Source organism: Gluconobacter cerinus (assembly GCF_002723935.1).
GTDB classification, from domain to species: domain Bacteria; phylum Pseudomonadota; class Alphaproteobacteria; order Acetobacterales; family Acetobacteraceae; genus Gluconobacter; species Gluconobacter cerinus.
This window is the reverse complement of sequence record NZ_BEWM01000003.1, coordinates 140,045-164,257: the sequence shown is the minus strand read 5'-3', so window position 1 is coordinate 164,257 and position 24,213 is coordinate 140,045. Positions and strand designations below refer to the sequence as shown.

Here is a 24,213-nt window from a genome sequence, read left to right as displayed (position 1 = left end):
CTTAACCCACACTTCCTTCGAGGCTGACCTGGAGTAGCTTCTGAGCCTCGACCGCGAATTCCATTGGCAGCTCCTTGAGCACCTCGCGGCAAAATCCGTTAACAATCAAACCAACTGCGTCTTCTTCAGAAAGCCCGCGAGAGCGACAGTAGAAGAGCTGGTCTTCGGAGATTTTAGACGTCGTTGCTTCGTGCTCGATACGCGCGGTCATGTTGCGGCTCTCGATATACGGAACCGTATGTGCACCACACTGATCACCAATCAGCAGACTGTCGCACTGCGTGAAATTGCGCGCATTGCGTGCCTTCGGCTGCATACGAACAAGACCACGATATGTGCTGTCAGAGCGACCGGCCGAGATGGTCTTGGCAATGATCGTCGAGCGCGTATTCGGCGCCAGATGAATCATTTTCGTACCTGTATCGGCCTGCTGATGATTGTTGGTCACAGCAACAGAGTAGAATTCGCCAACCGAGCCCTCGCCTGCCAAAACGCAGGATGGATACTTCCACGTAATCGCAGACCCGGTTTCAACCTGCGTCCAGGAAATCTTGGACCGTGCGCCGCGGCAGGCTCCGCGCTTCGTCACGAAGTTATAAATGCCACCGCGACCTTCGTCGTCTCCCGGATACCAGTTCTGCACCGTAGAGTACTTGATGGACGCATCATCCATCGCAATCAGCTCGACAACCGCCGCATGAAGCTGGTTTTCATCTCTCTGGGGAGCCGTACACCCCTCCAGATAAGAGACGCTCGCGCCATCTTCGACGATAATCAGGGTCCGCTCGAACTGGCCGGTATTGCGGGCGTTGATCCGGAAGTACGTGGAGAGCTCCATCGGGCAACGCACACCCTTTGGAACGAACACAAACGACCCATCCGTAAAGACGGCGGAATTCAGTGCCGCAAAGAAATTGTCAGCGGCTGGTACAACCGAACCAAGATACTGCTTTACGAGATCCGGATGTTCGCGAATGGCATCCGAAATCGGGCAGAAGATGACACCGGCTTCTTCAAGCGTCTTGCGGAAGGTGGTAGCAACCGACACGCTGTCAAAAACAGCGTCAACGGCAACAGGCAGACGCTTCTGATCTTCAGCACCTTCGACACCAGCCAGCAACGCCTGCTCATGCAGCGGAATACCTAGCTTGGCATAGGTCTTGAGAAGTTCGGGATCGACTTCATCCAGACTTTTCGGGCCAGGCTTCTTCTTGGGCTGAGCGAAGTAATGCGCATCCTGATAATCAATCGGAGGGTGGCTGACTTTGGCCCATTCAGGCTCTTTCATTTCCAGCCACATGCGGAAAGCCTTGAGACGCCATTCCAGCATCCACTCAGGCTCTCTCTTATGCTCCGAGATCAGGCGAACCGTATCTTCATTCAGGCCCTTGGGAGCGATATCCATTTCGATATCAGTCTCGAAGCCCCACTCGTAACTGGACTTCGCGAGCTTTTCGACTGTCTCGCGGGTCTCCGTCACAGCTGGCATGATTTGGTGTCCTCAGTTGACCGGATCAGCCACGGGGACTGGCCCGGCGCCGGTAGTGTCGAGAGAAGGCTCCTTGGGCTCCTTCCCGCTATGTAGAACGGAATGTCGGTCCATATCCGCAAGCGTAATACTGTTGAGCGTTCGGAGAATGGCGTCATTCACCATGTCCCATTGCCCCGAAAGGCCACACAGGGAGCTATGTTCGCACTCCCGACCGTCGCAGCAGGCTGTAATTGAAATCGGACCATCAACAACGGCGATAACCGTGGCGATCGTAATTTCTTCCAGCGCACCTGCCAGCCGATAACCGCCACGTGCCCCTCGATGAGAGATGACGAGTCCGCTCGAAGCCAAACCCTTAAGCAGCTTTGCAACGGTTGGCTCGGGTACTCCGGTCTCTCCTGCCAGCGCGGCGGCTGTTGCCAGACCCTCGTGCTGTCCGAGGTGGACAAGGAGGACGGTGGCATAATCGGCTAGTTTGGAGAGCCTCAGCATAGCTTGCACACTCACATTACATTCATTCAAGACTTATGAAGTCCTGATTAGGTTCCAGATGACCCATGCTGTCACAAAGGTCAAGAAGTTTGTGATGTCTTAAACGGAGTTATAACCTCTTCAGACACCGAAAAACAGGCGGGAGATCAGATCAAGGCCAGCTCCGGCCAAAAAACCGACGACAGTCCCGTTGACGCGAATATAGGCCAGATCCCGCCCTACACGTGCCTCCAGACGGCGCGCAAGGTCATCACCATCCCATCCTGCCATGACGTTGGCGATGAACCCGGAGAGCTTGTCTCTGACGCCAGGAAGCAGCTTCGAGACCATGCGCTCCACGGTCGTATTGATGCGCTCTCTCAGCGGATCATTTTCACGCATGGACGTTGCCAGGCCGCTAATTGCCGTATCCAGAACGGAGGCACTCCAACCGTCCTCTTTTGCGCAATCCTCTTCTGCCATCCGGCGGACGCGCTCCCAGAGTTCGCCGCTCCAAGCCTTCAGGCTGGAATGCGTCAGAACCGAGCCAATCGCTCGCGTCAGATCCTGTCGGCGGTCCGGATCCGTTTCCATCCGATCGATTTCAGCCCGCACCCACGCCGTGAAACCATGCCGAATATCCGAGTCCATCGGATCGATCCGTTCAATTTCCGCCTGAAGAGCCGTCAGAACCCGATTGGCAACCGATCCCCCAATGGCCCAGCCGAGGAAGCGTCCCCCCTGCTCACGCACCCGCTCCTCGACGAACTGCCTCAGATCACCCTCCTTGGCAGCGACGGTGGCCTTGAGCTTTGCCAGAAGGAAAGAGAGCACTTCCTGATGCATTTCACTGTCCACCATCGCCCTCATGGCGCGAGAGACGAGTGGCGCGATTTCCTCACCATTGAGCAGGACCGGCAGCGCGCGCGATAGAGCAGCACTCGCCCGACCGTCCTCAAGGCGATCAAACAGGCTGGGGATACTGGCGCGCAGCGTGGCGACAAGCGTCTGTCGGGTAGATGGCTCGCTGAGAGCGTCCGCAATCAGACCTGGCAGATCAATCTTGGAGAGGGCCCGATGAACGTCTGCATCCGTAAAGAACTGACCGGACACAAACCGGCCCAACGCCTGCCCTAGCCGCACCTTCTGTCTGGGAAGGATAGCCGTATGAGGAATAGGAAGCCCCATCGGATGTCGGAACAGGGCCGTCACTGCAAACCAGTCCGCCAAGCCTCCAACAACGCCAGCTCGTGAGCCTGCCCGGAGTACACCTAACGCCAGGCTATCATCGTAGAAATGTCTGGCCGCGAGATAGGTCGTGCCTGTGGCAACCGCGCCCATGCCGATTAGAAGGCCTCCGGCCAATCTTGTTGGCGAAGATCCTTTCTGCGGAGTGGCCTGACTGACATCTTTCTTCATATCCGGATGCATGAAGCCTCCGATAGCATCATCCGGACGCACTGTCGCGTCCGCAACAAGGTTGCGCTTACAGGCCGGGCATGGAACATAACTTGCCCGTTTTCAATTTACCTCCCGCAGAAGCGAGACTGCTCCCGATGTCTGACTGCGCCTCCCGGCACGACACATCCCTTTCCGACCGCATCGACGCCATGACCACGCGCCTGACACAGGAACGCAACGGTCTTAGTGATCTGATTGCCTCCATTGGTGATGAACTGTCCATCGGAAAAGGTGAGAAAATCGAGGAGCTGGAACACACAGTTCGAACATTGCGGGACGAATATTTTTCGCAGCGTGCCGCTCATCTTCGCCAATATGTCGGCCTTGAAGATGCGGACCCGACAGAGCGTCTGAAGCAGGTTGCGGCCAAACTGGTCGAGCAGGCACCGTCGCCGGAAGCCCTTACTAAACCAGCAATTGCCGCTGTGTTTACAGCTCACCCGACGTTTGCTCTGGCTGACCATGTCTATGCGCTCATGGCCGAACGTGCCTCCAATCCGGAAGCGCCTCTCCCATGCCTGACAACACATCGCCGGTCGGCACCGCCGACACTTGCCGATGAGCAGTCCCTCGCCCTGGCTGCCGTTTTGCGTGGCCGCGATGCACTTGATGAGCTCACGACATCTCTCATTGAAAAAATGACATCCCGGTGGGCAAACGAGGCGGATCATGTGGATCCCTCACCCGTCATTCTCGCAAGCTGGGTCGGTTTTGATACAGACGGGCGCAATGACATTGGCTGGTGGGACACAATTCGCATCCGTCTGGAACTCAAACTTGCCCAGCTTGAACGTCTTGAATCGGGCCTGACTGAACTCCGCCTTCAGGATACGTCACTGGCGATGCGTGTTCGCCGCGCCATGGAAGCGGTCCGGACACAACATGCTGCATGTCCAAGAAGCAAAAGTGCTACCCCCGAAGACATTCGCGACTTTGCACAGACCCTGATCGCACACCGGGAAAAAGCCCTGCTGGACGCGAAAGAGCTTCAGCCCTTCTTCCGGGACGCCGCATCGGGACTGGAAGCTTCAGATGCCCTGCGTCTGCGCACACTCCGGGCTGGGTTCATGAGCCACGGGCTGGGTATTGCGCACATTCACACGCGTCTGAATGCCGCCCAGATTTACAACGTTGCCAGAACGCGCCTCGGCCTGACGGATGACCCGGCTCTTCCGTCCCGCCGCCGCGTGCTGTTGTCTCGGATTAACGATGCCCTCGATGATCTGACAGCACGCCATGTTGATTTTGGCTCTCTGCTCGTCGAGCCGGCATCGGCCGCGCGTCTGATGATGACGATGGCGCAGATTCTCAAGCACATCGATACCGGCTCCCCCATCCGTTTCCTTATTGCTGAAACAGAAAGCGGATACACGCTGCTGGCCACGCTGTGGCTCGCCCGCCTGTTTGGCATTCAGGATCGTCAGATCGAAATTTCTCCTCTTTTCGAGACAGAAAGCGCACTCGAAAACGGAGAGACCATCCTTGAGGAAGCGTTCCGCTCCCCACACTGGCGGGATTATCTGCGGGCGAATGGCAGACTATCCCTCCAGTTCGGTTATTCGGACTCGGGCCGTTATGTGGGGCAGTTAGCAGCCACGAATCTGGTTGAGCGCCTGCGGATGCGGACGCTGGACCTGCTGAAAGAACATGATCTCGAGGACGTTGCCCTCACACTGTTCGACACCCATGGCGAAAGCATCGGCCGCGGCGCCCATCCTTTCAGCCTTCGCCAGCGTCTGGACTATTTTTCTCCGGCCAGAACGCGGATTGCATTCCAGAATGCAGGTGTCGGCTGCCGTGTAGAAACCGCATTCCAGGGTGGCGACGGCTATACATTGTTCGGAACGGGAAGCATTGCAGCCTCCACGATTGCGACATTGGCCGAGCATGTGGCGCACGTTCCGACGAGCGTGAATGATCCCGTTTATGAACGCCCGGATTTTGCAGCAGACTTCTTTTCGACCATCGCGCTGGACATGGGCGCGCTAGTCAACGATCCTGGATATGCGGCACTATTGAGTGCTTTCGGACCATCCCTGATCGACAAGACAGGCTCCCGTCCTTCTGCGCGTCAGTCTGACGCCGCTACAGTGACGCGCATCACGCATCCAAGTCAGCTGCGCGCCATCCCGAACAATGCCATCCTTCAGCAGCTTGGCTGGTGGGCCAATGTGCTGCACGGACTTGGAAGTGCGGCGCAGCGTCATCCGGAAACATTCGAGCAGTTTGTCACCAGTTCGCCACGTTTCCGCGAAGCCATGGACTTTGCGCGGCAGGCATTGGCTCACTCCGATCTGGAAGTCCTGCGCGCAACAATCCGTCAGCTTGATCCGGGGACCTGGCTGGATCGGGCCTCCAAGGCGCAGGACGAAGAGGAGCGTCAGAATTTCCTGACCATTTCCCATGGATTGGAAGTTCTACGCTTCTGGACGAGCGCACCGGCAATGTTCCGCCGTATCCAGACGGATCATATTGCCCTACGCGCCGCATGGCCGGATGCACCGCATATGGAGCCCCGCGAGAAGCTACTGCACGCCATCCGCTTTGCACTGATTGATCGCCTGTGGGTTCTATCTACGCGCATTCCCTATTTTGGTCCGCGCAATAACCTGACACGTGATTCCATCACCAACCTGATCCTGTGTCTGGATATCCCGCGCTCTCTGCATCTGCTGGATGACCTCTTCCCGGTCTCTGGCCCCAGCGTGGCCAATCTGGACTTTGGCGAGCCGGGCGACGCAGGTGAAGAGAGTGGCTTTGCCCGGGAACACCGGGAAATTTTCCAGCCATTGGAACGCTCGTTCAACCTGCTACGGGAAATCGGCGTGGCAATCATGCATACGAACCGTGCATTCGGTTAAGAACGAAACATTATAACATCTGGCTTGTCTGCAAGTCAGCTATGCGTTTAGAGAAGGGCAGAACACTTAACACAAGGCCCTTCTGAATGCTTCGCAAGGCTCTCTTCCTGGGTGTTGCCATGATGGTAACACCCGCTCTTGCCGCTGAACCCGCCAAGGACACTCCTGCCCCCAATGCCGACAGCGTTACACGCGGCACGGTAGTCGTGGATGGCTCGACCATTCCTTATCAGGCTGTTGCCGGGACCATTCTCGTGCACGGGTCAGAATACAATGATTCCAATGAGGTTCTGACCAAGCGCGGCATCAAGGTTGAAGCCGGCAAAGACGACAGCGACAAGAACCCGCCTGTCGCATCGATGTTCTATACCGCCTACTTCAAGGATGGCGCTCCATCAGCGAAGCGTCCCATTACCTTCCTGTATAACGGCGGGCCTGGGTCGGCGTCTGTCTGGGTTCATATGGGCACGTTCGGGCCACGTCGCGTCAACACACCCGGTGACCAGCATCTTCCCGCCGCGCCTTACGCTCTCATCAACAATCCCCAGTCTCTACTGGACGTGTCGGACGTTGTGTTTGTTGATGCTCCGGGAACCGGCTTCTCACGCATTGCGGGCAAGGATGCCGCCAAGGAGTTCCTTGGTGTCGATGGTGACGGAGAAGCATTCACCCACTTCATCTCGAAGTTTCTTGCAAAGTACCACCGCTACAATTCGCCCAAATACCTGTTTGGCGAAAGCTACGGCACCATGCGCTCCGCAGTCGTCATCAATGATCTGGAGCAGGAAGAGAACATCGATTTCAATGGTGTCATCCTGCTCTCCCAGATCCTGAATTACGACAACAGCGCTGATGCACCGCAGTTCAACCCTGGCGTTGATGACCCGTATGTTCTCGCTCTACCCACCTATGCTGCGACGGCGTGGTATCATCATTGCCTGCCACAGCAGCACCCGGACCTGAAGGCCTTCCTGAAGGAAGTCGAGCATTTTGCTGTGACGGATTATACCGTTGCGCTCCGTCAGGGAGCAGACCTGCCGGAAAGCGAGCGTCAGGCTATTGCAGAGAAGCTCCACACCTACACTGGCCTGCCGGTGGACTATATTCTGCGTTCTGATCTCCGCGTGAACGGCGGCCAGTTCGAACAGCAGCTTCAGGCTGCAACGGGAATGGCAACAGGTCGCCTCGATACGCGGTATTCCAGCCCGACGCTTGATCCGATGACAAAGGAAGCGGATTACGATCCGCAGTCCAGTGCAATCAGCTCTGCCTATGTTTCGGTCTTCAATGACTATGTGCGGAACACTCTGAAGTATGGCACAGACGAAACCTACCGCCTCTTCAATCCAGAAGGGAACTGGGACAACAAACACACCCAGCCAGGACACGGCTACCAGCCCAAAGGCGTTCCCAACGTCATGAGCGACCTTGCCATGGCCATCAAGACGAACCCGAACCTGCATGTGATGCTGAACGGTGGCTACTACGATCTCGCAACGCCTTACTACGAAGGTATTTACGAGATGAAGCATCTTCCGATGGCTACCAGCCTTCAGAAGAACATCGAATACGCTCAGTATTCGTCCGGACACATGGTCTACGTAGACCCGGCAGCCCTGCAGCAGCTTCATGACAATGTCGCAGCATTTATCCGCCGGACAGACAATCTGCACTGATCTCTAGCGTTTTCAGAAAAGGCGACGGAGGGGCAACCTTTCGTCGCTTTTTTTTATGAGTCAGCAGGCTAGCCTATCTGAACAAAAGCTCTGGCGAGGCGTCTGATTGAAAACTCGCATACACGCTACGGCTCGATCGCTGGGGTGCCCTTTTCAAGCGAACATTTGGTCTAGACGCCAACGTTGAGACAGCCTGCGTCAGATTAAGAGCGACACCATCAGAACTCAGTAAAAGCTGGCGCTCCTGAGTGCTAACATTCTCAGAAGAAAACCTGACAAGACGAGAAACACTTTGCTTGCGGAAAATTATTCATAGAAAGAGCTGCGATAACAGACGCTTGCGTTTCAGGCAGCGGTATCGGGTGTTTTTATAGAATATAGCAACAAAAAACCCCACCAGATTGCTCTGGCGGGGTCAGATGTCTCACCGAGGTGAAAAAATCAAGCGGACTTCGCCATGATTTCTTCAGCCACGTTACGAGGAACAGCCTCATAGTGGTGGAACTGCATGGTGAAGGATGCACGACCCTTCGTTGCAGAACGCAGATGGGAAATGTAGCCGAACATTTCCTTCAGCGGCACCTGGGAACGGATCATCACGGTCGAACCAGACGTTTCCTGGCTCTGGATGATGCCGCGGCGACGGTTAAGATCGCCAACAACGTCACCCACGTGATCGTTCGGGGTTGTAACTTCAACGTCCATGATCGGCTCAAGAATCACCGGACCGGCGTTCTTCATACCTTCACGGAAAGCAGCCTTGGCGGCGATTTCGAAGGCCAGAGCCGACGAGTCAACGTCATGGTACTTACCGTCGAGCAGCGTGAACTGGAAGTCCACCGTCGGGAAGCCGGCGAGAACACCCGTGGTGCTCTGCATGCGGATGCCCTTTTCGACAGCCGGGATGTATTCCTTCGGAACCGTACCACCGACAACCTTGTTGGTGAACACGATCTCGTCCGGCTTGTCAGACGGAGCGAACTCGATCTTGACTTCAGCGTACTGACCCGAACCACCCGACTGCTTCTTGTGGGTGTACGTCTCAATGTGGGACTTCGTGATCGTCTCACGATAGGCCACCTGAGGCGCGCCAATGTTGGCATCAACACCGTATTCACGACGCAGACGGTCAACAATGATGTCCAGGTGAAGCTCACCCATGCCGGACAGGATGGTCTGACCCGTTTCCTGATCGGTCTTGAGGTGCAGGGACGGATCTTCAGCCGTCAGCTTCTGCAGAGCCAGCGTCATCTTCTCGACGCCGTCCTTGGTCTTCGGCTCGACAGAGATGTCGATAACCGGAACCGGGAACTGCATACGCTCCAGAACCACCGGATCAGCGGCATCAGCCAGCGTGTCACCCGTGACCGTGTCCTTCAGACCAACGAACGCAGCAATGTCACCCGCACCAACGGACTTCACTTCCTGACGCTTGTCAGCATGCATCTGGAACATGCGGCCAACGCGTTCCTTGTGACCCTTCGTCGTGTTCAGGATCGTGTCGCCAGCGTTCAGAACGCCACGATAGACGCGAACGAAGGTCAGCGTGCCGTACTTGTCGGAAATGATCTTGAACGCCAGGCCAGCGAACTTGCCATCCGGATCGACAGGAACGATCGGCAGGAAGTCTTCGTCAACCTCTTCGCCTTCCGGCGGAGCAATGCGGATGCCTTCAACTTCGTCCGGAGCCGGAAGATAGTCGATGACCGCATCGAGCAGAGGCTGAACGCCCTTGTTCTTGAAGGCCGTACCGCACATGACGGGACGGAACTCACCGGAGATTGCACCCTTCTTGATGCACTTCTTCAGCGTTGCAACGTCAACGTCGCCCTTCTCGAAGTACTCTTCCATTGCGTCGTTATCGACGGCAAGAGCGGTGTCGAGCAGGGTCTGGCGAGCTTCCTCAGCCTTTTCCTTCAGGTCAGCCGGGATCTCTTCGTAATGGAACTTGGCGCCAAGTTCGCCGCCTTCCCACACGATGGCGCGCATCTCGACCAGATCGACAACACCAACGAAGTTTTCTTCAGCGCCGATCGGCAGTTGCAGCGGAACTGCAACGATGTCCAGCTTCTCTTTCAGCGTGCTGAAAGCGTAATAGAAGTCTGCACCCGTACGATCGAGCTTGTTGATGAAGATGACGCGCGGGACGTTGTAGCGGTCAGCAAGACGCCAGTTGGTCTCGGACTGCGGCTGCACGCCAGCAACACCTTCAATCACGAAGATAGCGCCATCGAGCACGCGGAGCGAACGGTTCACTTCGATGTTGAAGTCGATGTGGCCCGGGGTGTCGATGATGTTGATGCGGTGGTCGTTCCACTCACACGTCACGGCAGCGGACGTGATGGTGATGCCGCGCTCACGCTCCTGCGCCATGTAATCGGTGGTGGTGTTACCGTCGTGCACTTCACCGATCTTATGGGAGACACCCGTGTAATACAGGATGCGCTCGGTCGTGGTGGTCTTACCAGCATCGATATGAGCGGTAATACCGATATTGCGGATCTTCGAGAGAGCCGATTTGGCTTCCTGAACGCTTTCGGACACGGAGAACCTCCAAAAAACAATAAAAGGTGTTTCAGTCTGGACTGAAACACCTCCGCTGCGGCTCGTTAAAGCCGAACCTGATTTGTCCCAGTGGCGGCTGAATGACCCAGACCGCCATGGTTTTCAAGAGTAATCTTTATGAACCAGCCGAAGCTGGAAAGATTTCTCAGGCTGTCTGTGCAGCCTTACGCTCCTGAACACGCAGGATACGACGCTTGATGACCTGAGCTTCTTCAGGAAGCTTGCGGTTTGGCGTTCCCAGCAGGAACGAATCCAGCCCACCATTGTGCTCGATCGTACGGATACCGTTGGTGGACAGGCGCATGCGCACTGAAGAACCAAGAATATCGGAGATCATCGTGGTCTCCTGCAGATTCGGGAGAAAACGACGGCGGGACTTGTTATTGGCGTGGCTGACGTTATTGCCCGTCAGCACGCCCTTGCCCGTGACCTGGCAACGGCGAGACATGGTAGCACTTTCCTCGATGCTGGATGACGCAGGACAGCGGAGGCCCGGCGCGTTCCGTAAATCAGGCGCGGCTTATCGCGAACGAGAGGGCTTTCGTCAAGCCCTCATGACCGCTTCTCCCGCCTGAACCGACCACATTCTTGCATAATAGCCGTCTTTTTGCAGCAATTCCGTGTGCGTTCCACGTTCGACCACCCTTCCCGCATCCAGCACAACGATCTGATCAGCGTCCTGAATGGTAGATAGACGGTGCGCAACGATCACCGTTGTTCGGGACAGAGAAAGCGCGCGCAATTCCTGCTGTATCGCAGCTTCCGTCCACGTATCGAGGGCACTTGTTGCTTCATCCAGAAGGAGAATTCTGGGATCTTTGAGCAGGACGCGCGCGATTGCGACCCGCTGTTTTTCGCCCCCTGAGAGCTTCAACCCGCGCTCTCCTACGACAGTGTCATATTTTTCTGGCAGCTCGTTAATGAAGTCATGAATTTGCGCACGGGCGGCCGCAAGTTCGACAGCCGCTTCCGGAGCAGAAGGATCTCCATAGGCAATATTTTCGCCAATTCCTGCATTGAACAGAACCGTGTCCTGGGGGACGGTTCCAATCACTCGTTGCAGATCTTCCAGCGCCACATCCCGCAGGTTTTTCCCGTCAATAAAGATAGAGCCCGATGTCGGATCATAAGCGCGGGTCAACAGACGCCCGATAGTTGATTTTCCGGAGCCCGTATGCCCGACGATTGCCAGAGATGTTCCCGCCGGAATATCCAGATTGATATCATGCAGGATTTCGCGGGACGGGTCGTAACTGAAGGAAACATGCTCGAACTTGATCGCAGCAGGCCCACCTGTCGCGAGCTTGACGGGTAAGGGTGCTGGATTTTTCGCCTCAACAATTTCTGAGTGCGTACCAAGGAGTTCAAGGTAGTTTTCAAGATCTACCCGGGCATTTCTCCAGCCCGCACTGACGTAATTCAGCGCTCCTACAGAACTATACAGCCCTCGAAGGTAGCTACCGATCAGAACGAACTGCGCGACACCAATTCTGTGCTGCACGATGTCATGAGCAGCCAGCAACAATATGACCGCGGTTGCCCCCGCAATCAGCAGGCTTCGCGCCATCTGGGAAAGGCCGACCAATCGTTTCAAACGAATTTCAGCGTTCTTCAGAGCGACGCGCGACCGGTCGTAGCGGAGAATTTCCTGATGACTGTTGGCAAAACTGCGGACTGTCTCGAAGTTCAGCATACTGTCAACGAGTTGGTATTGTGCCTGACTGTTGGCTGTGTTCCGCGCACGCCGAGCTGTCATTCGCATACGTGTAAAAACATACGATACAGCTGCATAAACGCCGATCCCGCCGACAGCCACCACGACATACCGCCAGTCAAAGATCCGAAACACGACGAAAAGCGTCATCAACAGTTCGATGGTGTTTGGCAGAACGTTGAAGAGGACAAGACTGAGCAGTGTGCCAATCGCATCCGAGCCACGATCCAGTGTTCTCGTGAGAGCTCCAGTCTGCCGATCAAGGTGAAACCGCACGCTCATGGCGTGAAGATGCTCCAATCCCACCAGCGCAACACGCCTCTGCAGGTCAGCTTCAATAGGAGCAATCAGCATTTCACGGAGAGGCGTCGATAGCCCGGCAACAACACGGATGATCGCGTACTGGCCAATTAACCAGAACGGGACCGCCAGCAGCGCCTGATGCTCTGACAACGCCGACACCATCCGACTGAATAGCCAGGGGGTCGCAACTGTCGTCCCACTTTCTACAAGAAGCAAAACCATCGCCACCCCGACCCAGAACGCCGTACGGCCTGGGTTTTCAGGGCGGATTTTTTTCCAGAGTTCTTTGAGAGACAGGCTTTCCGATTTCGAATCGTGTTTCTTTGACATGCCAGACTATGAGAAAGAGAGGCTCCGCTTTGCAATCGCCCGCGCGCATGCGAAACTTTCGATTGTGCTAGAAAAGTCTCCATTCCCGAATCTTGATCCGTTCCTCCGACATATAGAGGCCTGCAATAGCGCACGCCTTCCCGGCGGACGGCTCCCGTTTTTTTGTGCTCACGAGCAGATTGGATGGATTTCCCCGGAAACGTCCCTCCAGCTTGAATCTTTGGGATTAAAAACACAGGAAAAATTTGGCGTTGCGTCAGGAGAGGACTTGTTTCCCCTCTCCCAAACTCTTGCCAGACAGGGCGTATATGCTTCGCATGATGAGCCCTTCGACGTTCGCAACGCGCAAGGCCATGTCATTGGGCGTGTTGACCGGGGTGCCATTCCTGTTCTGGGAGTAGCGGCAGAAGGTATCCATATGAATGGCCTCGTGGAGCATTCCACAGGCACAATGCTATGGATCGCCCGTCGGAGTATGTCCAAGCGTCTTGATCCTGGAAAACTGGACCATCTGGTCGCTGGCGGCATGAGTGCCGGGCTTGACCCAGAGATGACCGTTATCAAGGAAGCTCAGGAAGAGGCTGGCATCCCTGAAGAGCTATCCCGCCGCGCAGTGCCCGTCAGCCGACTGCACTACGCCATGGACCGCCCTGAAGGGCTTAGAAGGGATGTTCTTCACTGCTACGACCTGATCCTGCCAGCAGATTTTGTCCCGGTAGCAGAAGATGGTGAAGTTGAGAGCTTTCATCTGATACCGCTAGCGGATGCATTCTCTCTCGTTCGGGACACCGATGACTTCAAGTTCAACGTCAATCTTGTTCTGATCGATCTGTTTATCCGGCGGGGTCTGTTCACTCCCAGCGAATGTACCATCCTTAAAAATGCACTGGCACAAACACACTCATGAAAAACCTCGGTCTCACTGCCCTGTTCCTCTCGCTTCCCCTTTTGGGAGGCTGCGTCGTCCCGGTGAGTGTCACGCCCGACCTCTGCCGCGAAATGCGTGCTCAGGATACATTGCAGATCAGAATGATGTTCGGGCAGACGCGTCCCGGCGGACTACCCATAACGGATGATGAATGGCAGACATTCGTTACATCCGAAATTACCCCCTATTTCCCGAGCGGCCTGACCGTTTTCAAGGCTGATGGGCAATGGATGAATACTGTAACCCACGTGGTGGGCAGGGAACCGTCCAGAATTCTCTGGGTTGTGACACCTCCCGACAAGAACCTTCAGCACAATCTACGTGCAATTCAGGCCGCTTACCGGCAACAGTTCTCCCAACAGGCTGTGGGCCTCACCATCCAGTCCGGATGCTCGCTGTTCAACTGAGAACCTACGGGCATGGTGCAAACACTTCGCCAGTGCGCGAACAGATAGCGCATCAGCCATAATTTCCGGCCACTATTTTCAGGACCCCCATGACCGATCAATTTCCTCCTCGTTCCCCTGAAGTCATTCCGGTGGAAGCCTCGGATTCCACCGGAACCATACAGCGTCGGGCACGGGGGTTTCTGGCCCTATTTTTCGTGGCTATCGGTCTTTACACACTGAAAAATTTTCTTCCGGCTTTGTTATGGGGATGCGTGTTCGCCATTTCCCTTTGGCCGCTTTACCAGCGCGCTGAGCGTCGGTTTGGCCGCAATGACTGGCTGCCGATGAGCTTCACCCTGGTTGTTGCCCTGATTTTTCTGGTCCCGGTTTCTCTCGTTGGCGTCAAACTTGCCGACGAAATCAGAAGCGCGCTGGAATGGATTGAAGACGTGCGGAATAACGGCATTCCAATGCCTGAATGGGTCCCGCGCCTTCCATTCGTGTCTACGCAGGCAACCACATGGTGGCAAAACCATATGACCAGCCCCCAACGGCTGTCCCATCTGCTCCACTCAGTCGATGTCGCTCATGGCATGCAGATGACAAAGCAGGTTGGGTCGCAGGTCGCACGCCGCGGCACACTTTTTGCGTTCTCCCTACTGACGCTCTTCTTCCTGCTGAAGGATGGAGATTACGTGATTCGTAAGGGGCTGGTGGGCTCCCATCGGTTGTTTGGTGAACAAGGCGAAAGTCTTGCCAAACAGATGATCTCATCCGTCCACGGAACACTCGCGGGGCTTGTGCTGGTTGGCCTGGGAGAAGGAGCAATCATGGGAGCCGCCTATATGCTGACAGGCGCTCCTCAACCCTTACTGTTTGCCATGCTCACGGCCGTGGCTGCCATGATACCATTCCTCGCCTGGCCAACCGTCGGACTGGTCGCTCTCTTGCTGTTGGCTAAAAGCAGCATGATTGGCGCCATTGTCGTAATGGCTCTGGGCTCAGTTGTTATTTTTGTAGCTGACCATTTTGTCCGCCCGGTTCTAATTGGCGGCAGCACCAAGATGCCATTTCTTTGGGTCCTGCTAGGCATTCTGGGCGGAGCAGAAACGTGGGGCCTTCTTGGCCTGTTCCTTGGACCAGCAATTATGGCCGCACTTCATCTGCTGTGGACGCTCTGGACAGAAGAGCGCACAGACAAGAAAAAGGCCTGAAAAGGCCTTTTATAATACCATCATTTTTTAAGGTAATTACCGCAGGACTGGTCGGGCAGGCGGGATTCGAACCCACGACCCCCAGTCCCCCAGACTGGTGCGCTACCAGGCTGCGCTACTGCCCGTTCGTCCTGCGGTGGCGGTGGTTTAGCAGTGCAAACTGATCACCGCAATGGGGCATCTGCCCTATACCGGAAGAAGACTTCTCAAAATTTGAAGTTCTTCCAGAATTTCCTTCATTTCAGAACGCAAAAATTCGTTTTCTGCATCCAGATGCCTGACGGAGGCAGCAAGGTGCTGATTCGCATCCTGAAGAACCAGAACTTCTTCTGTGTCATAAATTGAGAAAGGGGCTTCGGCTTCGGCTTCGGCTTCGGCTTCGGCTTCGGCTTCGGCTTCGGCTTCGGCTTCGGCTTCGGCTTCGGCTTCGGCTTCGGCTTCGGCTTCGGCTTCGGCTTCGGCTTCGGCTTCGGCTTCGGCTTCGGCTTCGGCTTCGGCTTCGGCTTCGGCTTCGGCTTCGGCTTCGGCTTCGGCGAATGTCCTTCCCGTCAGACACTCGTCAAGCACTTGATCCGCTTTTTCTCCAACTTCAAGAGCTTCGCGATACTCTGAAAGCGATATGTCTTCTTCATCGCGAAACACTGACGTCTCACTAACGGAGACATTCTCTTCTCTCAGTTCAGGAGTACCAGATATCTCTGGCACCGCCGGAGCTTCAGGAAAGATAATATCATCCGCAGCGCCTCCTAAAACTGGATCCGCAACTGGAGCAGGCGTCGCATGAACACTCGCAATATTCTCCTCAGCCTTAGGAGAAGCAGTGCGATTTTCTAAAGATTTCCTAGCTTTTTCTTCTCTTAAAACTCGCAGAACGCCTTGGCCCTTATAGCCCTGTACGTAGAGAAGATCGGAAATAAGACGAAGCGTCTCGACGTGTTCAGGGCTGTAATAACGGCGCCCACTCTCCCCACGAAATGGCTTCACACCCGGATAGAGAGTTTCCCACGAACGCAGTCGATGCTGCGGAATATGGAGCTCTTCCGCGACCTCGCTGATGGTTCTGTAAGCGTCTGGGCCCTTTTTGATTTTCCCAGCGCCAGAATCAGCCAGATTATCGTCGGAGAGATCAGCACTATTAATCGAGCTGGTATCAATCATCTGCGTCGTCCACATCGTCAGCATGGCTTTCCACGCCATTCATCTGGTCCCGCAGAAGCTGCGAAGACCGAAACACCAAGACAGCGCGAGGCAAGATTGGAACCTCAACCCCGGTCTTGGGATTTCGCCCGATGCGTTCTCCCTTCTGGCGAACAGAGAAGGTCCCGAAGCCACTCAGCTTCACGGACTCACCTGCTTCAAGTGTGGAGGAAATTTTTTCCAACACACTTTCCAGAATCATGGAGGAATCGTGCCGGGACAGCCCAACACGGCTATAGATGTGCTCGACAAGATTCGCGCGCGTGACTGTACTCATGACACATGCGTATCATGACGTTCAGAACAGTCAAAGGAATCAATCGTTAACCTTGAAAGACGATGCGCCGCCTCACATGCGGACGAGCGCAGAACCCCAGGTCAAACCGCCACCCAGCGCTTCCATCAGAACAAGATCGCCCTTCTGGATACGACCGTCTCTGACGGCTTCATTCAGAGCCAACGGGATGGACGCGGCAGACGTGTTAGCGTGACGGTCTACTGTCACCACAACACGATCAGCAGGAAGAGCCAGCTTTTTGGCCATACCGTCAATAATACGGAGATTGGCCTGATGCGGTACAAGCCACTGAATATCCTGACCCGTCAGGTTGTTGGCTTCCAGCGCTTCATCAACAGCCTGAGACAGCTTAACAACCGCATGACGAAACACTTCTCGCCCAAGCATTTTGAGATGTTGAGTTGTGCCTGCGCAGCCTACTGCCCCGTCAACGTACAGAATATCCCCTGATCGACCGTCAGAATGAAGATGGGTCGAGAGAATGCCCTCACCTTCCTCAGTTCCGGCTTCCAGAAGTACAGCACCAGCGCCGTCTCCGAACAGAACGCAGGTTGTGCGGTCATTCCAATCCAGCAGCCGGGAAAAGACCTCGCTCCCAATCACGAGAACCTTCTTGGCCAACCCGGATTGAATGAACGAATTTGCTGAGGCCAACGCATAGACGAACCCCGAACACGCAGCGCTGATATCGAAGCCGAACCCTTTGGTGATCCCGAGCAGGGCCTGCACCTGCGTCGCCACAGCGGGAAAAACCTGATCTGGCGTTGAGGTTGCCACAATGATGGCGTCAACGTCTTCAGCGTTTACACCGGCCTGCTCAAGAGCCTGACGCGCCGCGGCGGCGGCCATGGACGCCGTCGTCTCATCCCCTGAAACGATGTGACGCTGCGTGATGCCCGTGCGTGCCCGGATCCACTCGTCGGATGTTTCGATCTTCTGAGCGAGATCGTCATTCGTGACAATCGTGCGTGGCAGATAGCCACCCACGCCTGTCAGGCGGGCACGAAGGGGACCGGACATAAAGTTTCTCAGCTCACAGGTTCTGGGGCGACCGTGCTGGCAGCAGCAGAAGCTACATCAGCTCCAAGCATACCGAGCTGATCCAGGCGGGCACGGATCTTGTCGTTCAGGTTATGGGTTACGGCATCCATTGCGATATCGACGGCTGAGGCAAAAGCTTCGCCATCTGCGCCACCATGAGACTTCACAACAACGCCATTCAACCCAACAAAAACGGCGCCATTATAACGCCGTGGATCAATCCATTCCCGCATTCGCTCCAGCCCGGGGCGAACCAGCAGATAACCGATACGAGTCAGCAGATTGGTCTCGAAAACACGCTTCAACAGACCGAAAGCAAGCTTAAGAGCCCCCTCGCCTGTTTTCAGAGCAACATTTCCCGTAAAACCATCTGTCACGACAACATCCGTCGTCCCGGCGGTAATGTCATGACCTTCAACAAAGCCGTGGAACTGTTCCGCCAGCGCGCTGTCCCGAAGGCGCTCGGCAGCCTGACGCAGCCTTTCGTCACCCTTGAGGTCTTCAGAGCCGACGTTCAGGAGCCCGATTGTTGGCTTTGGCAAACCCAGCGCGGCCTGAGCAAAAGCCTCGCCCATGACGGCGAATTCTACCAGATTTCGGGCGTCACACGCGATGTTAGCGCCCAGATCCAGCATAACCGTGTCACCGCGCGCAGAAGGCTGCACAGCAACCATCGCAGGACGAGAAATTCCAGGAAGCGCTTTGACGATAATCTTGGCCAGGGCTAGCATCGCTCCACTGTTTCCAGCAGACACAACACCACAGGCCTCACCAGAAGATACGGCCTCCATAGCCAGACGCATGGAAGAGCCACGAACACGCAGCGCTGCGGTCGGCTTCATTTCCATCGAAATGCTGGCTGGAGTGTGACGAATGTCACAGATGCGGGCAGCTTTAGGATATCGTGCCAGAGCCGGTTTAAGAACCGCCTCATCTCCGATCAGGAGCAGTCTGGCTGTCGGATGACGATCAGCCGCCAGTTCGAGACCGGCAAGGACGATATCCGGTGCCCTGTCTCCCCCCATTGCGTCGACGGCAAGGGCATAAGGCCCTAGGGCCGCGGCGTCACGAACAGGCGTGACAGGCGCTTTAGACATTAAGACAGTTTCCCGGACAGCATCGCAGATGCGGATACTCCATCAGAGCATCCGCAGAAGAGATCAGGCGCGGACGGCCGTCTTCAGGCTCTTGCCTGCTGCAACAACTTCACGACCATCGTAATGACCGCAATGGCTGCAAACGTGGTGCGGGCGCTTCAGTTCGCCGCAGTTCGCGCATTCCGCATGCGCTTCAGCCTGCAGGGCATGGTGGCTGCGACGCATGCCAGCACGGGACGGCGAGGTCTTTCTTTTAGGGACGGCCATGGCTTTTATGCCTCTTTCTGCTTCTGTGTCGGCACCCTTGCTCCGCTCCCAGCGGCATCCGGTGCCCCGTTGTTCGTCGTCTCGTATTTACGCCGAGTTCAGGCGGGCGGCTCTAGCAGAGCAAACGCAAACCCGCAAGCTAAAGCGAGGGATTTTATTCTTTTTTATCCCCGTTCTTCAGACCCACGAGCGCTGCAAATGGGTTTGGGCGACGCTCTGACTCAGGCAGGTCCTCGGACTGATCGTCCCCTTCTTCCCCTTCCGCAGGGGCCACGTCAACAGCATTTTCCAGACCGGCACCCGGAAGACGAGGATATGGGTCCAGCATCAGGGCCAGTTGTTCGGCAGCGGCTTCGCCAATGTCCAGCGCCCTGCCATCATGCGGAACGTCGTCAGGGGCATCCAGATTAATGGAATCGATGTCGAATTCATCTTCCGGCATCTGGGATTCCGGAATGAAGCGCAGAACAAAGGTCTCGGCGAGCACATCGTCAAATTTTTCTGCCGTGATAACGCATTCCTGGGTCACCTTCGCGCTCAGACGGCCCTGAGCAAGAATTTCGGTCTTGCTTTCAGGTGTCAGAACGAAGCGACACTCAAGGTGATGCACTGCCGGAATGCCAAACCGCCGCGCCAGGGCTTCACGCTCCTGCGGGGTTGCCGTCACGGTTTCTTCTGTTCCTGCCCCTACCCGACTCAGGGGGATACGACGTGAAAATTCGGGAGAATGAGACATTTGAGCACTCCATCCCCGGTTACATAGGGGAAATCGTTGACAGGCAGGTATCGTTTAAGGCACCCGCAGGGTTGAGCGGTTCTCTTGCACAGGATAGTTTCCGGTTCCATGAATAACGCATCTTTTCTGACGACCAAAAGCAGAACACGTCTTGTGCAACGCCTCGGTTTCACCGGTTTGGCCTGTGCTCCGCTCCTTCTGGGAGGATGCTCGGTATTCAGTCCGATTCCCGAGCCGCGCGGTTCGCTCATCGAGAAGACCGACTATGCCCAGCTGGTGCCAGGCACCAGCACACGGTCTGACGTGCTCGACAGCCTCGGCTCGCCAACCGCACACGCAACCTTTGACGACAACACATGGATCTATGTGTCCATGATCACGTCTCCAACGCCGCTGGGCTTCCCAACGGTGGACAAGCAGCAGGTTGTGGTTCTGAACTTCGACAACTCCGGCGTACTGCGGAAGATGGATACCCTGAACCGCAAGGATTCCATCCGCGTCGGCATGGTGGGTGCCACAACCCCAACACCGGGCACCAAGACGTCGGTCATTCAGGAGCTGCTGGGTAACGTTGGTCGTTACAACCCAATGAGCAACATGAGCAGCACATTTGGTGGCAGCCAGGGCCCGCTGGGCAATCAGGGCACCGGCAATGGTGGTGCGGGTAATACCCTACCCTGATCTTCCGCTTATTTTGGCAGGCTGAGCAGAACGCCCAGCCCGCCAAGTGGGCTTTCGAGCAGCCTGATGGTGCCCCCATGGGCATGAATGATATCGCGGACAATCGTCAGCCCCAGACCGCTTCCGCCGTTACTCCCTGATCGTGTTGACTGCAAAATTGTCTCCCGCTGATCAGGGGGAATACCGGGACCATTATCTTCCACTGTAATCTCGATCCTTCTCTCTCCTTCCCAGAGAGAGATTCGCATGGCGCCCCCATGCCGTCTGGCATTATCCGCCAAATTGGTGAGCGCACGCTTCAGCGCATCTGGTCGGGCTGGTATTTCAACACCTTCCCGTCCCTCGACCCCCAAGACCTGACCGCCAGCACGTCTGGCAGCCACAGCAACCTCATCAATTAGGGATCGGAGATCTGTCAGTACGGGACGTTCCGATCCTTCTCCACGCGCAAAAGACAGATAGCTGCCAATCAGCCGCTCCATATCTTCGATATCCGTCACCATGTCCTGAATATCGGGCTGAAGATCTTCAGCCTGAATGCGTCCTTTTGTCGGGAGCATGGCCATACTGAGGCGCAGCCGCGTTAAGGGGGTGCGTAGATCATGGGAAACCCCCGCCAGAACCGCTGTCCTTTGCGCGACAAACCGATTGACGCGATCCTGCATGCGGTTGAACGCGATAGCGGCCTGACGCACCTCACGCGCACCCTGTGGGCGGATAGCCCCTTCGTCGCGGCCTAATCCAAAAAGCTCAGCTGCCTGAGCGAGCCTGCGAATGGCGCGCACCTGATTGCGCATGAACAGTGCGGCAATGACAAAAAGAAGCGCAGAACTGCTGAACGCCCAGGCAACGAACATCCAGATCGGGCCAATGCTCAGCCTCTTATGAGGCGTCAGAACATCCAGCACACCATCAGGCAGAGCGATAGAGACTCTGACGGTTTCCGGAACGGCAGACCAGTCCACAAAAAAGGGACGTCCCAGTCCCTGATGCAGAGCACGCTCAAAATCATCGTCGATGGGACCGAGAACATGATTCGTCCCTTCGCGCCCTAAAGTCGCATTCGGATGAAAAACGAATTCAAGCTGGGTTCGTGCAGACGCATCTCGCAGAAGAGCTTCGCGCCGATCCTGCTCAGGCGTCCGCTCCAGCATCGATATGACGAGCGAGACCTCGCCCGTGATGCCATCAGACAGGCGCCGGGAGACGACATTCAGGTAAGTCCCGTAAAACAAAATCAGGACGATTGCCTGCGTGACAAGCAGCGGCGTCAGGACGATCAGCATGGACCGCCCTAAGAGGGAGCGCGGAAGAACCCGCCTTAGCGGACGATCCAGCCGCCCCCAGTGGTCTTCAGATCCCGGGTTTGAGAACATAACCCTTCCCGCGAACCGTATGGAGGAAACGTGGCTCCTTGGGATCGACCTCAATGCGCCGCCTGAGACGCGTCACCTGCACATCCACAGCACGTTCTCCGATTTCATCCATGTCGAGCGCTTTGGCAATGTCTTCGCGCGACATAACAATCCCTGGGCGACTGGTCAGCACCCCCAGCAGGGCAGCCTCGCCTCCTGTCAGATGGACCGGTCCATCCGGGCCGGTCAGAAGGCCACGGGGCACATCGAACTCCAGCACGCCTAGCCGTAAAAGAGAGGGCACTTCGGAAACTGCGGAAACGGCGGGCACAATTCTTCTTAGATGTGCACGAAGGCGAAGCAGCAGTTCTCTGGGTTCGAAAGGCTTGCCCAGATAATCATCCGCACCGGATTCCAGCCCGTCGATCCGATCCGCAGGTTCGCCACGAGCCGTAAGCAGAAGAATCGGTAACGACAGTCCCTCCGCTCTGAGTGCCCGTGTTAACGAAACCCCGTCTTCTCCTGGCATCGTGACATCCAGCACGATGGCATCTGGCTGGATCAGTTGCAGCACTTCGCGAGCCTGACGAGCATCTTGCGCCGTAGTGACACGATAGCCGTTTTCAGCGAGGTACCGCTGCAGGAGCCTGAGCAGGCGAGAATCATCATCGACAACAAGAATATGCTCGTCACTCATCGAAAACCTCCTCCCGGAGCGATCTGGAGAGGTGAAAGAACGCGCTTGAACCCCTCAACCGCAGTTCCTCCTGCCTCCCTGTAGGCCCGCGTCATGACATCACGGATCAGCTGAAAAAGCTGTCGCTCGATCGCCTCCCCTTCAGGCGTGAGCTTTAGCGGGCGCTTGCGCCGATCATGCCGGTCTTCTTCCTGCACCAGAAAATTTCGCTCACGCAGGTCTCCCAAAGCTCGACCCAGGGACTGCTTTGTGATCCCAAGGCTGGCAAGCAGCGCACTGGGAGTGATCCCGGGATGGGCTGCGACCAGAAAAAGAATTCTATGGTGCGCAGAACCCAAGCCGTTTTCCCGCAGAAGCGTCTCGCATTCTGAGTTAAGACTGCGCCACGCGAGCATGAGTGCTTCGTAGGACTGACGAATCTGCTCTTCACGAAGATAGAGATGTGCGGTCGCAGAAGGTGGTCCGTCCGGAAGGCGCATTGTCACCGAACTATTTCCTCAACGTACCCGAAGCGGCTGAAATCTTCGATGCGTTGCGGGTAGAGAATGCCATCCAGATGATCGTTCTCATGCTGAAGAACATTGGCGTGGAACCCGACCGCCTCGCCTTCAACCTCTTCTCCATTTTCATCGACGCCCCGATAATGGACTTTGGCATGGCGAAGGACATCGCCTCGCAAATCTGGAATCGAGAGGCATCCTTCGCCACAAACCATCATCTCTTCACCAAGAGGTGTAATTTCCGGATTGATCAGAACACGTGGCAACAGAGCCTGTTCAGGATCGGAAACCCGGTTTGCGGGCACGCGATAGACGAAAAGTCGCAATGGGTGATGAACCTGGGGCGCAGCCAGCCCGGCGCCATTTGCATCGACCATCGTGTCGAGCATATCCCTAATCAAATGGCGGATTTCCCGGGATGTTGGATCAGAAACAGGTTCTGCAATCTGGTGCAGGACAGGGTGACCCATACGGGCAATCTTGAGCAGGGCCATGAGCTTCCTCTATCAGTTGCAGAACGTTAACGCACAAATCGCCCGCAGATTGCGCATGGATAAAAATCAGCACAAGCACCATCGAATGAATTGCACATCTCCAAAAGAGTGTGTTAAGGGCTCCATCCCAATTGGATTGCCATATCACGGGTGACGCTAAAGGCGGGCCCAGAAGGAGTTGACGGCACCGTGCAGGTACTCGTTCGTGACAACAATGTTGACCAGGCGCTAAAGGCGCTCAAGAAGAAGATGCAGCGCGAAGGCGTGTTTCGTGAGATGAAGCTGCGTCGCCACTTCGAGAAGCCCTCTGAGCGTCGCGCCCGCGAAGCAGCAGAAGCTGTTCGTCGTGCCCGCAAGATGGAGCGCAAGCGTCTGGAGCGTGAAGGCTTCTAAAGTCCTTCCCGTTATCTGAACGGACGAGAAAAGCCGCAGCCCTTAGGGGCGCG

23 protein-coding genes and 1 tRNA gene are annotated in these 24,213 nt (G+C 56.0%); 7 read left to right on the top strand and 17 right to left on the bottom strand.

The genetic code is table 11. The features are described from left to right. Position 1: 1 nt before the first annotated feature. The 3 genes from sufB to GCE01_RS07915 all read right to left on the bottom strand — a co-directional run bounded on the left by sufB (position 2) and on the right by GCE01_RS07915 (position 3,394). A complete protein-coding gene (gene sufB, locus GCE01_RS07925) occupies positions 2-1,489 on the bottom strand; it encodes a Fe-S cluster assembly protein SufB (protein ID WP_099212224.1) in 1,488 nt (495 codons plus the stop codon). 12 nt (positions 1,490-1,501) lie between these two features. Beyond that, positions 1,502-1,984, bottom strand: coding sequence for an SUF system Fe-S cluster assembly regulator (locus GCE01_RS07920; RefSeq protein ID WP_046902051.1), 483 nt, complete (start codon positions 1,982-1,984; stop codon positions 1,502-1,504). Between the two features lie 120 nt (positions 1,985-2,104). Further along, entirely contained in the window at positions 2,105-3,394 is a 1,290-nt protein-coding gene (locus tag GCE01_RS07915) for a DUF445 domain-containing protein (RefSeq protein WP_099212696.1), read from the bottom strand. A gap of 125 nt (positions 3,395-3,519) precedes the next feature. Between GCE01_RS07915 and GCE01_RS07910 the strand changes: the two genes are divergently transcribed. Together GCE01_RS07910 and GCE01_RS07905 are read left to right on the top strand one after the other, a co-directional pair. Continuing rightward, on the top strand, positions 3,520-6,285 hold the full coding sequence (locus GCE01_RS07910; protein ID WP_373321844.1) for a phosphoenolpyruvate carboxylase: 2,766 nt from the start codon (positions 3,520-3,522) through the stop codon (positions 6,283-6,285). An 86-nt stretch (positions 6,286-6,371) separates the two neighbouring features. After that, complete coding sequence (locus GCE01_RS07905; protein ID WP_099212220.1) at positions 6,372-7,961, top strand: S10 family peptidase; 1,590 nt, start codon at positions 6,372-6,374, stop codon at positions 7,959-7,961. A 441-nt stretch (positions 7,962-8,402) separates the two neighbouring features. Here the strand turns inward: GCE01_RS07905 and fusA are convergent, their stop codons facing one another. The 3 genes from fusA to GCE01_RS07890 all read right to left on the bottom strand — a co-directional run bounded on the left by fusA (position 8,403) and on the right by GCE01_RS07890 (position 12,873). Then, positions 8,403-10,505, bottom strand: coding sequence for an elongation factor G (gene fusA, locus GCE01_RS07900; protein WP_099212218.1), 2,103 nt, complete (start codon positions 10,503-10,505; stop codon positions 8,403-8,405). A gap of 166 nt (positions 10,506-10,671) precedes the next feature. Then, entirely contained in the window at positions 10,672-10,974 is a 303-nt protein-coding gene (rpmB, locus tag GCE01_RS07895) for a 50S ribosomal protein L28 (RefSeq protein WP_007282133.1), read from the bottom strand. A 96-nt stretch (positions 10,975-11,070) separates the two neighbouring features. Beyond that, the gene (locus tag GCE01_RS07890) at positions 11,071-12,873 is read right to left on the bottom strand and encodes an ABCB family ABC transporter ATP-binding protein/permease (protein WP_099212216.1); all 1,803 of its coding nucleotides are present in this window, start codon (positions 12,871-12,873) and stop codon (positions 11,071-11,073) included. Between the two features lie 268 nt (positions 12,874-13,141). On the opposite strand from GCE01_RS07890, the gene GCE01_RS07885 reads away from it, so the two are divergent. The 3 genes from GCE01_RS07885 (at position 13,142) to GCE01_RS07875 (ending at position 15,404) form a co-directional block, all read left to right on the top strand. After that, positions 13,142-13,780 carry an NUDIX hydrolase gene (locus tag GCE01_RS07885; protein WP_244591129.1) on the top strand — a complete coding sequence of 213 codons (639 nt, stop codon included), beginning with the start codon at positions 13,142-13,144 and terminating at the stop codon, positions 13,778-13,780. Beyond that, on the top strand, positions 13,777-14,208 hold the full coding sequence (locus GCE01_RS07880) for a DUF3574 domain-containing protein (RefSeq protein WP_099212212.1): 432 nt from the start codon (positions 13,777-13,779) through the stop codon (positions 14,206-14,208). The genes GCE01_RS07885 and GCE01_RS07880 overlap by 4 nt, the downstream gene beginning before the upstream one ends. 89 nt (positions 14,209-14,297) lie before the next feature. Beyond that, positions 14,298-15,404: an AI-2E family transporter gene (locus tag GCE01_RS07875; RefSeq protein ID WP_099212210.1), complete on the top strand. Its 1,107-nt coding sequence runs from the start codon at positions 14,298-14,300 to the stop codon at positions 15,402-15,404. Between the two features lie 48 nt (positions 15,405-15,452). On the opposite strand, the gene GCE01_RS07870 is transcribed toward GCE01_RS07875, so the two are convergent. From GCE01_RS07870 to GCE01_RS07840, 7 genes are all read right to left on the bottom strand, one after another. Further along, a tRNA-Pro gene (locus GCE01_RS07870) sits at positions 15,453-15,529 on the bottom strand. A gap of 61 nt (positions 15,530-15,590) precedes the next feature. Next, complete coding sequence (locus tag GCE01_RS17000; RefSeq protein WP_176579577.1) at positions 15,591-16,601, bottom strand: MerR family transcriptional regulator; 1,011 nt, start codon at positions 16,599-16,601, stop codon at positions 15,591-15,593. After that, positions 16,555-16,878, bottom strand: a complete 324-nt coding sequence (locus GCE01_RS07860; RefSeq protein WP_064273136.1) for an integration host factor subunit alpha — start codon at positions 16,876-16,878, stop codon at positions 16,555-16,557. Before GCE01_RS07860 ends, GCE01_RS17000 begins: the two co-directional genes overlap by 47 nt. Positions 16,879-16,950: 72 nt before the next feature. Next, positions 16,951-17,919: a beta-ketoacyl-ACP synthase III gene (locus GCE01_RS07855; protein ID WP_099212208.1), complete on the bottom strand. Its 969-nt coding sequence runs from the start codon at positions 17,917-17,919 to the stop codon at positions 16,951-16,953. Between the two features lie 8 nt (positions 17,920-17,927). Continuing rightward, on the bottom strand, positions 17,928-19,037 hold the full coding sequence (gene plsX, locus GCE01_RS07850) for a phosphate acyltransferase PlsX (RefSeq protein ID WP_086634129.1): 1,110 nt from the start codon (positions 19,035-19,037) through the stop codon (positions 17,928-17,930). Between the two features lie 63 nt (positions 19,038-19,100). After that, complete coding sequence (gene rpmF, locus GCE01_RS07845; protein ID WP_046901404.1) at positions 19,101-19,304, bottom strand: 50S ribosomal protein L32; 204 nt, start codon at positions 19,302-19,304, stop codon at positions 19,101-19,103. A 154-nt stretch (positions 19,305-19,458) separates the two neighbouring features. Next, positions 19,459-20,040: a YceD family protein gene (locus GCE01_RS07840; RefSeq protein WP_046901403.1), complete on the bottom strand. Its 582-nt coding sequence runs from the start codon at positions 20,038-20,040 to the stop codon at positions 19,459-19,461. A gap of 108 nt (positions 20,041-20,148) precedes the next feature. Between GCE01_RS07840 and GCE01_RS07835 the strand changes: the two genes are divergently transcribed. After that, on the top strand, positions 20,149-20,721 hold the full coding sequence (locus tag GCE01_RS07835) for an outer membrane protein assembly factor BamE (RefSeq protein ID WP_086634131.1): 573 nt from the start codon (positions 20,149-20,151) through the stop codon (positions 20,719-20,721). Between the two features lie 8 nt (positions 20,722-20,729). On the opposite strand, the gene GCE01_RS07830 is transcribed toward GCE01_RS07835, so the two are convergent. The 4 genes from GCE01_RS07830 to def are packed head-to-tail and all read right to left on the bottom strand — an operon-like array spanning position 20,730 to position 23,767. Then, on the bottom strand, positions 20,730-22,097 hold the full coding sequence (locus GCE01_RS07830; protein ID WP_099212206.1) for an ATP-binding protein: 1,368 nt from the start codon (positions 22,095-22,097) through the stop codon (positions 20,730-20,732). Beyond that, positions 22,075-22,773, bottom strand: a complete 699-nt coding sequence (locus GCE01_RS07825; RefSeq protein ID WP_046901400.1) for a response regulator — start codon at positions 22,771-22,773, stop codon at positions 22,075-22,077. Before GCE01_RS07825 ends, GCE01_RS07830 begins: the two co-directional genes overlap by 23 nt. Continuing rightward, a complete protein-coding gene (locus tag GCE01_RS07820; protein ID WP_244591164.1) occupies positions 22,770-23,252 on the bottom strand; it encodes a MarR family winged helix-turn-helix transcriptional regulator in 483 nt (160 codons plus the stop codon). The genes GCE01_RS07825 and GCE01_RS07820 overlap by 4 nt, the downstream gene beginning before the upstream one ends. Before the next feature lie 2 nt (positions 23,253-23,254). Then, positions 23,255-23,767: a peptide deformylase gene (gene def / locus GCE01_RS07815; RefSeq protein ID WP_099212202.1), complete on the bottom strand. Its 513-nt coding sequence runs from the start codon at positions 23,765-23,767 to the stop codon at positions 23,255-23,257. A 189-nt stretch (positions 23,768-23,956) separates the two neighbouring features. On the opposite strand from def, the gene rpsU reads away from it, so the two are divergent. Next, positions 23,957-24,160 carry a 30S ribosomal protein S21 gene (rpsU, locus tag GCE01_RS07810; RefSeq protein ID WP_007283570.1) on the top strand — a complete coding sequence of 68 codons (204 nt, stop codon included), beginning with the start codon at positions 23,957-23,959 and terminating at the stop codon, positions 24,158-24,160. Positions 24,161-24,213 lie beyond the last annotated feature (53 nt).